The 12,564-nt window shown below is 42.0% G+C and carries 16 protein-coding genes, 1 tRNA gene and 1 other RNA gene; 5 read left to right on the forward strand and 13 right to left on the reverse strand.

Features of this window, described 5'->3' with window-relative positions:
• The first annotated feature begins 157 nt into the window (after nucleotides 1-157).
• A tRNA-Ser gene (locus ACT17O_RS07115) sits at nucleotides 158-245 on the forward strand.
• 265 nt (nucleotides 246-510) lie between these two features.
• Here ACT17O_RS07115 and ssrA read toward each other — a convergent pair.
• The 4 genes from ssrA to ACT17O_RS07135 form a co-directional block, all read right to left on the reverse strand.
• Nucleotides 511-858, reverse strand: a transfer-messenger RNA (tmRNA) gene (gene ssrA, locus ACT17O_RS07120).
• A 58-nt stretch (nucleotides 859-916) separates the two neighbouring features.
• Entirely contained in the window at nucleotides 917-1,552 is a 636-nt protein-coding gene (locus ACT17O_RS07125) for an SGNH/GDSL hydrolase family protein (protein WP_444817325.1), read from the reverse strand.
• 1 nt (nucleotide 1,553) lies between these two features.
• Nucleotides 1,554-2,381 (reverse strand): Cof-type HAD-IIB family hydrolase, encoded by an 828-nt coding sequence (locus ACT17O_RS07130; protein WP_444817326.1) that lies wholly within the window; start codon nucleotides 2,379-2,381, stop codon nucleotides 1,554-1,556.
• A gap of 23 nt (nucleotides 2,382-2,404) precedes the next feature.
• Complete coding sequence (locus ACT17O_RS07135) at nucleotides 2,405-3,724, reverse strand: CapA family protein (RefSeq protein ID WP_080980694.1); 1,320 nt, start codon at nucleotides 3,722-3,724, stop codon at nucleotides 2,405-2,407.
• 155 nt (nucleotides 3,725-3,879) lie between these two features.
• Between ACT17O_RS07135 and def the strand changes: the two genes are divergently transcribed.
• Together def and rlmB are read left to right on the forward strand one after the other, a co-directional pair.
• Nucleotides 3,880-4,491 (forward strand): peptide deformylase, encoded by a 612-nt coding sequence (gene def, locus ACT17O_RS07140; RefSeq protein ID WP_033629984.1) that lies wholly within the window; start codon nucleotides 3,880-3,882, stop codon nucleotides 4,489-4,491.
• Nucleotides 4,492-4,535: 44 nt separating this feature from the next.
• Nucleotides 4,536-5,264 carry a 23S rRNA (guanosine(2251)-2'-O)-methyltransferase RlmB gene (gene rlmB / locus ACT17O_RS07145; protein WP_049520743.1) on the forward strand — a complete coding sequence of 243 codons (729 nt, stop codon included), beginning with the start codon at nucleotides 4,536-4,538 and terminating at the stop codon, nucleotides 5,262-5,264.
• 34 nt (nucleotides 5,265-5,298) lie between these two features.
• Here rlmB and trxB read toward each other — a convergent pair whose 3' ends face one another.
• The 7 genes from trxB to ACT17O_RS07180 form a co-directional block, all read right to left on the reverse strand.
• Complete coding sequence (gene trxB, locus ACT17O_RS07150) at nucleotides 5,299-6,210, reverse strand: thioredoxin-disulfide reductase (RefSeq protein WP_049520742.1); 912 nt, start codon at nucleotides 6,208-6,210, stop codon at nucleotides 5,299-5,301.
• Between the two features lie 65 nt (nucleotides 6,211-6,275).
• Nucleotides 6,276-6,500: a DUF4059 family protein gene (locus ACT17O_RS07155; protein ID WP_000924294.1), complete on the reverse strand. Its 225-nt coding sequence runs from the start codon at nucleotides 6,498-6,500 to the stop codon at nucleotides 6,276-6,278.
• A 77-nt stretch (nucleotides 6,501-6,577) separates the two neighbouring features.
• On the reverse strand, nucleotides 6,578-7,321 hold the full coding sequence (locus ACT17O_RS07160; RefSeq protein ID WP_125397927.1) for an amino acid ABC transporter ATP-binding protein: 744 nt from the start codon (nucleotides 7,319-7,321) through the stop codon (nucleotides 6,578-6,580).
• Nucleotides 7,321-8,121, reverse strand: coding sequence for an amino acid ABC transporter permease (locus ACT17O_RS07165; protein ID WP_000219166.1), 801 nt, complete (start codon nucleotides 8,119-8,121; stop codon nucleotides 7,321-7,323). The genes ACT17O_RS07160 and ACT17O_RS07165 overlap by 1 nt, the downstream gene beginning before the upstream one ends.
• Before the next feature lie 156 nt (nucleotides 8,122-8,277).
• Nucleotides 8,278-8,634 carry an arsenate reductase family protein gene (locus ACT17O_RS07170; protein WP_444817327.1) on the reverse strand — a complete coding sequence of 119 codons (357 nt, stop codon included), beginning with the start codon at nucleotides 8,632-8,634 and terminating at the stop codon, nucleotides 8,278-8,280.
• A 12-nt stretch (nucleotides 8,635-8,646) separates the two neighbouring features.
• Nucleotides 8,647-9,162, reverse strand: a complete 516-nt coding sequence (locus ACT17O_RS07175) for a methylated-DNA--[protein]-cysteine S-methyltransferase (RefSeq protein WP_444817328.1) — start codon at nucleotides 9,160-9,162, stop codon at nucleotides 8,647-8,649.
• A complete protein-coding gene (locus tag ACT17O_RS07180) occupies nucleotides 9,159-9,653 on the reverse strand; it encodes a GNAT family N-acetyltransferase (protein ID WP_316717222.1) in 495 nt (164 codons plus the stop codon). The genes ACT17O_RS07175 and ACT17O_RS07180 overlap by 4 nt, the downstream gene beginning before the upstream one ends.
• Nucleotides 9,654-9,787: 134 nt before the next feature.
• Between ACT17O_RS07180 and ACT17O_RS07185 the strand changes: the two genes are divergently transcribed.
• Together ACT17O_RS07185 and trhA are read left to right on the forward strand one after the other, a co-directional pair.
• Nucleotides 9,788-10,234 carry a DUF1836 domain-containing protein gene (locus ACT17O_RS07185; protein ID WP_316717220.1) on the forward strand — a complete coding sequence of 149 codons (447 nt, stop codon included), beginning with the start codon at nucleotides 9,788-9,790 and terminating at the stop codon, nucleotides 10,232-10,234.
• Nucleotides 10,231-10,878, forward strand: coding sequence for a PAQR family membrane homeostasis protein TrhA (gene trhA, locus ACT17O_RS07190; RefSeq protein WP_001097972.1), 648 nt, complete (start codon nucleotides 10,231-10,233; stop codon nucleotides 10,876-10,878). The genes ACT17O_RS07185 and trhA overlap by 4 nt, the downstream gene beginning before the upstream one ends.
• Nucleotides 10,879-10,897: 19 nt before the next feature.
• On the opposite strand, the gene pdxT is transcribed toward trhA, so the two are convergent.
• Nucleotides 10,898-11,479, reverse strand: a complete 582-nt coding sequence (gene pdxT / locus ACT17O_RS07195; RefSeq protein WP_444817329.1) for a pyridoxal 5'-phosphate synthase glutaminase subunit PdxT — start codon at nucleotides 11,477-11,479, stop codon at nucleotides 10,898-10,900.
• Nucleotides 11,480-12,355: a pyridoxal 5'-phosphate synthase lyase subunit PdxS gene (gene pdxS, locus ACT17O_RS07200; protein ID WP_444817330.1), complete on the reverse strand. Its 876-nt coding sequence runs from the start codon at nucleotides 12,353-12,355 to the stop codon at nucleotides 11,480-11,482.
• Between the last annotated feature and the right edge of the window lie 209 nt (nucleotides 12,356-12,564).

Raw genomic sequence — 12,564 nt, forward strand, 5'->3', positions numbered from 1 at the left:
ACACCTCCTGTTATCGTTTACACTATTCATTCTAACACAATTTCTATCAAAGTCAAGCATTTTTTATCAATTTCTTTCAAAAGCTATCATTTTTGTCAATTCCAACATTTTTATTGCAAGATAAGTGGCTTTATGGTAGACTATTTGAGTAAGTATTGGAAGATTACTCAAGAGGCTTAAGAGGCCGTGTTGGAAACGCGGTAGGCGTGTAACAGCGTGCGTGGGTTCGAATCCCATGTCTTCCGTAGAAAAAGAAAAACTGCATTGAGGTGCAGTTTTATTTTATTTATCATACTAAAAATGTCTATTTGCAAAAATCTACAACTTAATAAGTGAAAGGACACTACTTTAATCGGAGAACGGTTTGCAAAGTATATCGATTTTTAAGGAAGTTCGCCTCCTTTTTGTGACTCCCTTTTTTGCAAAAGAATGCAAAGGAATGCCAAATACAAAAATAAAAACGCTGATTTATCAACGTTTTAGAAAGGTTTGCGAAAGAATGCAAAATATAGATGGAGCCGGTGGGAGTCGAACCCACGTCCAAACACCTGCCAACATATTTGTCTACAACCATAGGTTATGTATTGTTTTAACAGCTCCTCGACACATAACTCAAGCCTAGGAACTGCGAGTCTATCAATCTCTTATCAAACCACTAGACAAGGCTTGATCGTATCTCGCTAATCATAAGACCTGTCATTGAACACGAGCAATCCAAATCAGGTCACGCCTGCTGGTTTTTAGGCAGCTAGAGCGTAAGAAGTGTTATTTTTTGCAGTTATATTTAACTGAGCGTTTACGTCGCCACACGGGTTGCAAAATATGCCTCATAATGCCTGTCGAATCCGTAACGACCCCAGGATGTTAGAACTATTATAACCTATCTTCATAAAAAATGCAAAATCAAGTCAATTCTTTAGAAAAGATACGTTTTTAAAATATCTGATAAAGCTTGATAACCAGCTACACTTAGATGGAGACCATCCGTTGTATAGGCTGATTGAAGTTGTCCTTCTGAATCTGTCAAACTATCATAAATTGGTAGAAAATCTACTTGCATATAGGCGGAAGCTAGAGCCTCATAGGCTTGATTCCATTCTCTGATCTTTTCATTGGTACGAATATAAACTGTCTGCTTGTATTCTTCTCCTTCATTGACTGGCAGGATAGAAACAAGCTTTATTTGTGACAGCGGATATTCTCGGGCAATCGATTGGATCACACGCTCAAGATTATCCAAGGCTTCATTCATGGAAACATCTTTTCCGATGTCATTTGTCCCAATTAAGAGAATAATTTGATCGACAGCATCACCATAAAGATGGGCATCAAGATTGTCTAGTAGAAGCCCCGTCTGGTAACCTCGGATGCCTCGATTAACAATCGTCTTGGCAGTCCCGAGTAACTCTTGCAAAGGGTAGTATTCTACAATCGAATCGCCGATAAAAATCATATCTGGTTCTAGAACAGATACTTGATTCAATTCACGATACTTGGTTTGAATCTTTGCCTGCTCTTTTAGAAGCCAATTTTCTAATAACTGTACTGCCACCTTATCCCTCTTTCTCTAACCAATTTTCTAGGACCTGATAAACGCCCCCTTGGCTGTTAGCTGGAGCTAGGGCAGTTGCAACTGCCTTGGCCTCATCATCAGCATTTTCCATAGCATAGGCAATTCCAGCCATCTCCAACATCTCAACATCATTTTCGCTATCACCAAAAGCCATGATTTGTTCCGATGTCAAATCCCAGCGCTTGAGTAATTCTTCCAATCCCCAAGCCTTGTGAACCCCAGCTTGCAGGATATCGATACAGCCATAACCGCTAGAAACAGCTCTTACACGACCATCAAAGAGGTCATTGATTTCCTGCAAAACAGAACTAGAGCGTTCCTCTCCAACGACCATGCTCATCTTTAGAACTCCTCCAAAGAGGTTTGAGTTTAGCTCATCCACAAAATTGGTCCTTTGGTAAAGTTTTTCAATCATCTCTGGAGTCATAAATTTTTCCAGGTCTGTAAAAACCGTTCCTTCCTTGACAAAACTCCCGTTCATACTAGTGACGACGAACTGATCTCGACACTCCCTCCCTTTAAAATGAAGGAGAGCCTTGTCAACCATAGCATCATCCCAGGTCTGAGCTTGAAGTAATGTATCATACTCAAATATCCGAGCACCGTTAGCAACAACCAGGACTACTCGACTCGCCAAGTGTTCTAATAATTGCCTCATTCGATGGACTTCATTCCCCGTCGCAATGACAAAACGGATACCTCGTTCATCTAATTGGTCTAAAATCTTTTCTAAACGTGGCAAGTCCAGTTGCCCTCTTGGATCCAGCAAGGTCCCATCCATATCTGTTGCAATCAATTTAATCGTCATCTCGTCTCCTTTAGGGCGAGTGCTTACCACTTCAACCCTACATGCTCATTCATTTCTTTATAGGCTGTGTCAATTCGTTCCTTGGTTGCCTCATCCAACTGCTCACGGTAACGTCCCCCTTCAATGAAGTCCTCTAGGATATAGGTCTGATAGAGGAAGAGCGGATAGCCTTCTGGGGAGTAAGTCCCTTTGGGTGTCCGATTGACCCAAGTAGGATGCGCTTTGGCGGTTTCAATCCTTGTCTTTCCATCTTTTTTCTTAATGGTCACATCCATGAGAACACCACGCTCTGTCCACTTGGCATTTCCCTCGTCTTGCATGGTTTCAATGCGCTGATTTGAGAGGAAATTCCCCATGGAATAGATAATCAGTTTTTTGTCACCATCTTTTTCAACTGTTTCAGCAGGTTCAACGACGTGAGGATGCCCTCCAAAGATAATATCGGCTCCCCAGTCCACCATCTTGTGGTACAGTGTCTTTTGTTCTTCCGTTGGTTCTAGCTGGTACTCAATTCCCATCTGAGGCATAACAACAGTGATATCCGCTTCTTTCTCTGCACGCTCGATTTCTGCCTTCATCTTTTCTTCGTCTAAGTCAGAAAGATAGCGATTATAGTCCTCTTGGGAAATAGATTGTTCAATGCCATTAAAGCCATAGGAATAGGCCAAGAGAGCTACCTTAATACCATTGACTTCCTTGATGACTATAGGGGCTTGGTCACGGGATTCATGTGTGTAAACTCCGATAGGTGTCATTCCTGCCTTTTCAATAGCTTGAGCTGTTGAGACCACTCCCTCTATCTGAGAATCTAGGATGTGATTGTGGGCCAAGTCTAGAACTTGATAGCCTGCATCCTTGATCGCATTCATCACCTCACCAGGTGCATTAAAAAGAGGATAACCTGCTAAATAGTGGTCCTTGTTCACAGTTCCTTCAAAGTCACCAATCACCAAGTCCGCTTGTTTGAGCCAGGGCTTGACATACTCAAAATTTTCATGAAAATCATAGGTCCCATCTTCTTTTAGAGCTGTTCGGTAGATAGGAATATGGTAGAGAAGATCACCATTTGCCATGATACGTGCCGTCGTTTCACCAGACTGATCTTCCTTGGATTGACTGGAAGTACTTGCAGAATCAAGAGTTTGATTACTAGGACTCGTTCCCTTACTACCTTGTACTGCTCGAACTAATAAGTTTCCCCCCATGGATAAGGCAACTGCAAGCAATAACACAATAATAAACTGGGCATTGGTCCAGGATTTATAATTCCGAAAGAAATCCACACTAGTTCTCCACACCCCATAAAGAGAGCCCTGAGACCGTCTATCTTGTCGCTTTTCCATCTTTATTCCCCCTTGCCTTTTGGTGCAAGTCTTTTCTTTTATTATACCACAGACAAAAGAGGAATACCGTTTATTATATTATTTTTTAGGAACTTCTGCGACTTTCTTTCTCGCCTATTTTGTGTTATCATGTAGAGGTAATGAAAGGAGAGAAAATGTCTGCAATAGAACGTATTACAAAAGCTGCTCACTTAATTGATATGAACGATATTATCCGTGAGGGAAACCCTACTCTTCGCGCAGTTGCTGAGGAAGTCACTTTCCCACTGTCTGACCAGGAAATCATCCTTGGCGAAAAGATGATGCAATTCCTCAAACATTCTCAAGATCCTGTTATGGCTGAGAAAATGGGGCTCCGCGGTGGTGTTGGGCTGGCCGCTCCCCAGCTCGATATTTCAAAACGCATTATTGCCGTCTTGGTCCCAAATATTGTGGAAGAAGGTGAAACTCCACAGGAAGCCTACGACTTGCAAGCTATTATGTACAATCCAAAAATTGTCTCTCACTCTGTTCAGGACGCTGCTCTTGGCGAAGGAGAAGGTTGCCTGTCTGTTGACCGAAACGTACCTGGCTATGTTATTCGCCATGCCCGCGTCACTGTTGATTACTTTGACAAGGACGGCGAAAAACACCGTATCAAGCTCAAAGGATACAACTCCATCGTTGTCCAACATGAAATTGATCACCTAAACGGAATCATGTTTTACGATCGTATCAATGAAAAAGATCCATTTGCTGTTAAAGATGGTTTACTGATTCTGGAATAAAGAAAATCCCGTTGCAAGACGGGGTTTTGTGTTATAATAGAGGCATGAAATCAAATGATATTGTCTATGGCGTCCACGCCGTTACTGAAGCCCTCCTTGCAAACACTGGAAACAAACTCTACCTCCAAGAAGATCTTCGAGGTAAGAATGTTGAAAAAGTCAAGGAACTGGCTACAGAAAAGAAGGTATCCATTTCTTGGACTTCAAAAAAATCCCTGTCTGAGATGACCGAAGGCGCTGTCCACCAAGGTTTTGTTCTACGAGTGTCCGAATTTGCCTATAGCGAGCTGGATCAAATCCTTGCCAAAACACGTCAAGAAGAAAATCCACTTTTATTGATTCTGGATGGTCTAACTGACCCTCATAATCTAGGTTCTATCTTAAGAACCGCTGACGCGACCAATGTTTCAGGTGTCATCATTCCCAAGCACCGAGCTGTCGGTGTAACTCCAGTCGTTGCCAAAACAGCTACTGGTGCTATTGAGCATGTACCGATTGCGCGAGTGACCAACCTCAGTCAAACCCTAGACAAACTCAAGGCTGAAGGCTTCTGGACCTTTGGAACGGATATGAACGGTACTCCTTGCCACAAGTGGAATACAAAAGGGAAAATCGCCCTCATCATCGGAAATGAAGGGAAAGGCATCTCTAGCAACATCAAAAAACAGGTCGATGAGATGATTACTATTCCCATGAATGGGCATGTTCAAAGTCTCAATGCCAGTGTTGCTGCAGCCATTCTCATGTACGAAGTTTTCCGAAACCGACTATAAAAAGTTTCCAATCAAGTGATTGGAAACTTTTTTCTTAACTATGTTCTGTAATAAATTTGTAAGCTTCTTGACCAGCGATAGCCCCATCTCCAACTGCTGTTGTCACTTGGCGAAGATCTTTCTGGCGAACATCTCCAACTGCAAAGATACCGTCAACGGCAGTTTTCATGTGATTATCTGTCACAATCCAGCCTGCCTGGTCTTGAATATTCAATTCTTTAACAAAATCGCTAACAGGATCCAAACCGACATAGATAAAGACACCACCGAAGGCTTGCTCTGTCACTTGACCCGTTTTTACATTTTCAAATACGACAGATTCTACTCGGTTTTCACCTTTGATTTCCTTGACAACAGAATCCCAGATAAAGTTGACTTTCTCATTTGCAAAAGCACGGTCTTGCAAAACCTTTTGGGCACGAAGTTCATCTCGACGGTGAACAATAGTGACGGACTTGGCAAAGCGAGTTAAGAACAGAGCTTCTTCTACCGCTGAATCTCCACCACCGACTACGAGCAAGTCTTGATCACGGAAGAAAGCTCCATCACAGACCGCACAGTAAGAAACACCACGACTGTTCAATTCTTCTTCTCCGGGAACTCCCAAAAGACGGTGTTTAGAACCAGTTGCTACAATGACAGTACGGGTTTCGTAAACTTGATCATCAGTGATTACCTTCTTATAGTCACCCTGATCTTCAATATTTTCAACATAGCCATAAAGATGCTCCACTCCAAGGTTTTCAAGTGGTTCAAACATCTTTTCAGCCAATTCAGGTCCACTGATATTGGCATAACCTGGATAGTTTTCAATATCAGATGTGTTATTCATTTGCCCTCCTGGCAGACCACCTTCAATCAAAGCCACTTTCAGATTGCTGCGAGCAGCATATAAGGCAGCGGTCATTCCCGCAGGTCCAGCACCGACAATAATCGTATCGTACATTTCGATTCCTTCTTTCTTGTTGTAACTATCTTTATTCTAACTCATTCTTGCTAGTCACGCAAGGATTATGCCTTGAAAACCAAGAGTAAACTCATGACGGCAAAGGATAACACCGGAACGACCAAAACACCAATCATAATCATATCATAGAGATGAGCTTGGCGAGCTTTGGCTGTCTTGTCCACACCAGACATGGCTCTCAATCCAATCCAAATCCCCAGAAAAATCACGACAAGGATGGTCGTTAAGATCAAACTCTCGAAATACAAAGAAAATAGATGCAGTAGCATGATCTCTCTCGTTTCTATCTTTTTTAAAGAGTAAACTCAGCTAGTCCAACTAACTGAGTTTTCCTTTTTCTATTATATCAAATATAAGTCCGTTTGTAACTAGCGAAGAATTCTTTTGTTCGTTCTTCTTTCGGATGATTGATGATTTCATCCGGTGTGCCAGACTCGATGATTTTCCCTTTATCTAGGAATAAAACCTTGTCAGCTACTTGGGCTACAAAAGACATATCGTGACTGACCAAAATCATGGTCTGACCTGACTTGGCAGCATCTGCAATAGACTTTTCTACTTCACCGACCAATTCTGGGTCGAGGGCTGAAGTGGGTTCGTCCAAGAGCAAGACATCTGGTTTCATAGCAAGCGCACGCGCAAGGGCAACCCGTTGCTTTTGTCCACCTGATAAGTGGCGAGGATAATGGTTTTCACGGTCAGAAAGACCAACCTTGGCCAACTCTTCCTTAGCGATTTTTGTTGCTTCCTCGTCCGATAATTTTTTAACGACAATCAAACCTTCCTTGACATTGTCAAGAGCAGTTCGGCGTTCAAACAAATTAAACTGTTGGAAAACCATAGACAACTTGCGACGAAGGGTTAGGATTTCTTCTTGGCTAATCTGAGAAAAATCAACTTTAAAATTGTCAATCTGAATCGTTCCACTATCTGGAGTTTCAAGATAGTTTAAACTTCGAAGAAAGGTTGATTTCCCAGCTCCAGATGAACCAATCAAAGCCACTACCTCACCTTTTTGGATATCCAAGTTCAGATGATTCAAGACTGTCTGTCCTGAAAAGGATTTGCTTAAATTCGAAATCTTAATCATTAACGAAGGTCTCCTTTCACATCTGTAGACACTGTATCCGGTGCTGAGATAGCCATTTTTCTCTCGATGAAACGGCCGAGGCTTTCAATTCCGATATTGACCACCCAATAAACAAGGGCTACGGAGATGAAACGTTCAAAATAGCGATAATCAGCTCCACCTAAAATCTGAGCTTGGGCAAAGACCTCCACAACACCTGCGCTAAAGGCTAGAGAAGTTCCCTTGGTCAAACCGATAAGGGAGTTAATCAAAGTCGGTGTCGCAACTACCGCAGCATTTGGAATAATCACGCGACGATAAACTTGCGCTCGTGTCATACCCAAACTGCGTGCCGCCTCAATTTCACCTGGATTAACAGAAAGGATGGCCGCACGAATCGTTTCACTTGCATAAGCCGCCTCATTAAAAGCAAAGGCCACAATCGCAAAAAGCGCTGCTGGAATCGCATTGATATTGAGACCAGTTCCCCATTGTTGGTTGATAGCTTTCAGTGCTAAAGGAATTCCGTAGTAGGTCAACATAAGTTGAACTAGGATTGGAGTACCTTTTAAGAAGCTGACGAAAAAGGCCTGCAAGGGATATAAAATCTTAACACGATTGATCTTAACAATGGCAAAAATCAAGGCAAGTAGCAAACCAAAGAGCGCACCTCCAAGCGTCAACATCAAGGTTGTAGGCAGTTGTTGGACAATCCTTGGAATTCCATCAAATACCGAACGCAAACTAAAGAGCTTTCCATCCGGAATGAGTTGCATCAAACTTTGATACCAATCTGATGCTAAAAATGTTGTAACAGTCATAAAAACATCCTCTCCTGATAATGATTCATTCTATCATACTTCTGCTCGCAAGCAAATTATTTGCTACGGGCTACTCAGACTTTGTCTATCTTCTAGTTTATCACACTTTAAAACAGGGAGGCTATATATTTTACCTATCAAGGAGATAAATAAAAACTATCTCAAACCTAAGTCCTCATAGGTTTTTCTATAGCCGATTTGTTTAACAGCACCATTCTCCACCAAAATTGGACGTTTCAATAACATACCATCACTCGCTAGAAGCTTGGCTGCTTCTTGTTTTGACAAACTTCCCACCTTATCTTTCAAGCCCAGTTCACGATATTTGATCCCGCTGGTATTGAAAAATTGTTTCACTTCAAAACCGGAAGTTTCCAACCACTTCAAAATCACTTCTTCACTTGGTGTTTCTTCTACGATGTGGACATCTTTGTAGTCCAGTCCAAGTTTATCCAATTCATTTTTTGCTTTCTTACAAGTTGAACATTTTGGGTATTCGATAAATTCTAACATCTTCTTTTCTTTCTATTTTTTATTTTCTTGAAACGCTACACCTTCATGTTGCAAGAGCCAGGCTTTCTTTTCGACTCCAGATGCATAGCCTGTCAGACGATTGCCTGACCCCAGCACACGATGACAGGGTACGAGGATGGACCAAGGATTACGCCCCACTGCTCCACCAATCGCTTGGGCAGAAGCCACTTGCAAGTCTTGAGCTATTTGACCGTAAGTCACTGTTTGACCATAAGGAATGGCTTGTAAGTAAGTCCAGACTCGCTTTTCAAAATCTGTTCCAATGGGAGCCAAAGGTAAGTCAGATAGATCCTGAACACTGCCTTCGAAATAGGTATCTAAATAGGAAATAACTTGCTCTAATACAGGATGGCTAGCAACTTCTTCTATCGTTTCATCCCCTAATCCCCTCTCAAAATGAGTTTGGTTCTGTACCCAAATTCCATACAGATATTGCTTGTCAGCAACTAAGGATAAGGTCCCAATTGGCGACGGGTAGAGCATCTTTGCGTACTTTTTCTGCTTCATTTTTTTAATTTCTGATAGGCCAAACGTTCCCCATCAACTGGAACCTTACCAACCTGTTGAAAACCTAGCTTTTCAAAGATATGCTGCATGGCCTTGTTTTCTGCATGCGTATCTGAACGAAAATCTAGATAATCAAATCCTTCAATCAAGCCTTCTAGGAACGTCTGAGCAACTCCTTGTCCTTGGACATCTGCTGCAACAGCGATACGGTGAAAGACCAGATATTCTGATTCTCCCTCCTGCCAACTTCCTTCATAAATAGCTTCATAGGCTTTCTCTGGGCTCTTGGTCACAGCAGCATAGGCTAGCAGTTCTCCTTCTTCCAAGGCCACATAGGCTTGGCCTGAGATAATATCATCAATAATGATATCGGCATTTGGATAGCCATTTTGCCACTGGTCGCTACCAGACTTGGCTAAGCACTTTTTGGCATCCTCCATCACCTGCATAATCGCATCTACTTCGTTTGGAAAAGCTAAACGAATCTCCATCTTTTCCCCTCATTTCTAACCAGTTTCTCTCATCATAGCATAATTTAAAGCTTTCTACAAGCAGTTGAAACTTGACTTTTGTTTTTTATTATTTTATAATCTAGTTATCAAAACTAGATAAAAAGGAGTTGGAAATGAATTCTAACTTTTCCTACCCAAAATGGGAAGACATTCCAAATATTGACCTCTATCTGGATCAGGTTTTGCTTTATGTCAATCAAGTCTGTGCCCCTATCTCTCCAGATAAAGACAAGGGACTAACAGCATCCATGGTCAATAATTATGTCAAACATGGTTACCTGACAAAGCCAGACAAGAAAAAATACCAACGCAAACAGATTGCACGTTTGATTGCCATCACCACTCTAAAGTCTGTCTTTTCGATTCATGAAATCGCTCAAACACTGAATACTCTGCAAACTCAAGCAAGCTCAGACCAGATCTACGACGCTTTTGTGGACTACATGAACCATGGGATTGATCCAGAAAATCCTATTATCCAAACTAGCTGTCAAACGGTTAAACTCTATCATCAAACTCTAGACTTAATCCTTATCAAAGAAGAGGAGGAAATCCAATGAATACCAGCCTAAAACTCAGTAAAAAGCTCAGTTTTGGAGAGGAAATTGCTAATAGTGTGACCCATGCTGTGGGTGCCGTTATCATGCTCATCTTGCTCCCTATTTCATCCACCTATAGTTATGAAGCACACGGATTTTTATCATCTTTTGGTGTTTCAATCTTTGTTATCAGTCTCTTTCTCATGTTCCTCTCGTCAACCATTTACCACTCTATGGCCTATGGTTCGACCCACAAATACGTCTTGCGAATCATCGACCATTCTATGATTTACGTGGCTATCGCAGGCTCTTATACGCCGGTCGTATTGACTTTGATGAATAACTGGTTTGGCTATCTCATTATTGCCATTCAGTGGGGAACGACCATCTTTGGCATCCTTTATAAAATCTTTGCTAAAAAGGTCAATGAGAAATTCAGCCTTGCCCTTTACCTGATCATGGGCTGGTTGGTTCTGGCTATCATTCCTGCCATTATCAGTCAAACAACGCCAATTTTCTGGAGTCTCATGGTAACTGGTGGGCTCTGTTATACAGTTGGAGCTGGATTTTACGCTAAGAAAAAACCTTATTTCCACATGATTTGGCATCTCTTTATCCTAGCAGCATCTGCACTTCAATATATCGCGATTGTTTATTACATGTAAAAAAGTTGAGAATCTTTTCTCAACTTTTTTCTTTACACATATTGATAAAATACTGGTGCAAGCCAACATCATCTGTCAATTCTGGATGAAAAGAGGTTACCAGCATATTTTTTTCTTGCGCTGCAACGATTTGATCATCAACTGATGCTAAAACTTCTACACCCTCTCCAACACTGCTGATAATCGGTCCACGGATAAAGGTCATGGGAATCTTGCCGACTCCCTTACATTCTGCCTCTGTATAGAAGCTTCCTAGTTGGCGCCCATAGGCATTGCGCTCTACTACTATGTCCATAGTCGCTAGATGACTTTCTTCCTGAGAAGTGATTTCCTTAGCCAGCAAAATCAAGCCCGCACAAGTTCCAAAGACTGGTAGTCCAGAAAGAATGGCTTCTCGAATGGGAATCAACATCTGCTGGTCACGCAAGAGCTTGCCCATGGTTGTAGACTCACCACCAGGCAAAATCAAACCGGACAAGTCACTCTGATGTTTCTGAAAATCATCTAAATTTCTGATTTCGACACCAGTGACTCCTAATTTATCTAACACTTTTGCATGCTCTGCAAAGGCGCCTTGTAAGGCTAATATTCCGATTTTCATCTATTTTCCTCGCTCAGCCATGAGAATTTGGATTTCATTCTCATTGATACCAACCATGGCTTCCCCTAGGTCTTCAGAGATTTGAGCCAGAATTTGAGGATTTTGGTAGTTGGTTACGGCTTTGACAATAGCACTTGCTCGTTTAACAGGATCGCCTGACTTGAAAATACCTGAACCGACAAAGACGCCCTCTGCCCCCAATTGCATCATTAACGCAGCATCTGCTGGTGTTGCCACACCTCCGGCTGCGAAGTTGACAACTGGTAATTTTCCATATTCATGGACGTATTGGACCAATTCTATAGGGACTTGCAAGTCCTTAGCAGCTACATAAAGTTCATCTTCGCGTAGATTTTGAATGCGACGAATTTCCTGATTCATCATGCGCATATGGCGAACGGCTTGAACGATGTCACCTGTACCCGGTTCTCCTTTGGTACGAATCATAGAAGCTCCTTCAGCGATACGACGCAAGGCTTCACCCAAATCCTTAGCTCCACAGACAAAAGGAACTTGGAATTCTTTCTTGTCCACATGGAAACGATCGTCTGCTGGAGACAGCACTTCACTCTCATCGATATAGTCAATCTCAATAGCCTCTAAAATCTGAGCTTCAACAAAATGCCCGATTCTAACCTTGGCCATCACTGGAATGCTCACCGCTTCTTGGATTTCCTTAATCATCTTTGGATCACTCATACGGGAAACCCCACCAGCTGCACGAATATCAGCTGGAATTCGCTCCAAGGCCATAACAGCTGCCGCACCAGCAGCCTCTGCGATACGAGCCTGTTCAGGGTTCTGAACGTCCATGATAACCCCACCTTTGAGCATCTGTGCCAAGTTTTTATTTAGTTCATAACGATTTTCAGTCATTTCTTAATCCTCATCATTTGTATTGGTAGCTACCATTTCATTTTAAGCCAGATTAGAATGAAGTACAAGATAAAAAAAGGATAATTGTATGGGTACAGATTGATACTCAATGAAAATCAAAGAGCAAACTAGGAAGCTAGCCGCAGGCTGTACTTGAGTACGGTAAGGCGAAGCTGACGTGGTTTGAATTTGATTTTCGAAGAGTATAA

The organism is Streptococcus sp. HJ1, from assembly GCF_052399005.1.
In the GTDB taxonomy this organism is placed as follows: domain Bacteria; phylum Bacillota; class Bacilli; order Lactobacillales; family Streptococcaceae; genus Streptococcus.

Bases quoted from the DNA above. Each gene is read 5' to 3' on its own strand.
- ACT17O_RS07130 (WP_444817326.1), bottom strand. From the start codon at position 2,381: ATGACGATTAAATTGATTGCAACAGATATGGATGGGACCTTGCTGGAT.
- ACT17O_RS07135 (WP_080980694.1), bottom strand. From the start codon at position 3,724: ATGGAAAAGCGACAAGATAGACGGTCTCAGGGCTCTCTTTATGGGGTG.
- def (WP_033629984.1), top strand. From the start codon at position 3,880: ATGTCTGCAATAGAACGTATTACAAAAGCTGCTCACTTAATTGATATG.
- rlmB (WP_049520743.1), top strand. From the start codon at position 4,536: ATGAAATCAAATGATATTGTCTATGGCGTCCACGCCGTTACTGAAGCC.
- trxB (WP_049520742.1), bottom strand. From the start codon at position 6,210: ATGTACGATACGATTATTGTCGGTGCTGGACCTGCGGGAATGACCGCT.
- ACT17O_RS07155 (WP_000924294.1), bottom strand. From the start codon at position 6,500: ATGCTACTGCATCTATTTTCTTTGTATTTCGAGAGTTTGATCTTAACG.
- ACT17O_RS07160 (WP_125397927.1), bottom strand. From the start codon at position 7,321: ATGATTAAGATTTCGAATTTAAGCAAATCCTTTTCAGGACAGACAGTC.
- ACT17O_RS07165 (WP_000219166.1), bottom strand. From the start codon at position 8,121: ATGACTGTTACAACATTTTTAGCATCAGATTGGTATCAAAGTTTGATG.
- ACT17O_RS07170 (WP_444817327.1), bottom strand. From the start codon at position 8,634: ATGTTAGAATTTATCGAATACCCAAAATGTTCAACTTGTAAGAAAGCA.
- ACT17O_RS07175 (WP_444817328.1), bottom strand. From the start codon at position 9,162: ATGAAGCAGAAAAAGTACGCAAAGATGCTCTACCCGTCGCCAATTGGG.
- ACT17O_RS07180 (WP_316717222.1), bottom strand. From the start codon at position 9,653: ATGGAGATTCGTTTAGCTTTTCCAAACGAAGTAGATGCGATTATGCAG.
- ACT17O_RS07185 (WP_316717220.1), top strand. From the start codon at position 9,788: ATGAATTCTAACTTTTCCTACCCAAAATGGGAAGACATTCCAAATATT.
- trhA (WP_001097972.1), top strand. From the start codon at position 10,231: ATGAATACCAGCCTAAAACTCAGTAAAAAGCTCAGTTTTGGAGAGGAA.
- pdxT (WP_444817329.1), bottom strand. From the start codon at position 11,479: ATGAAAATCGGAATATTAGCCTTACAAGGCGCCTTTGCAGAGCATGCA.
- pdxS (WP_444817330.1), bottom strand. From the start codon at position 12,355: ATGACTGAAAATCGTTATGAACTAAATAAAAACTTGGCACAGATGCTC.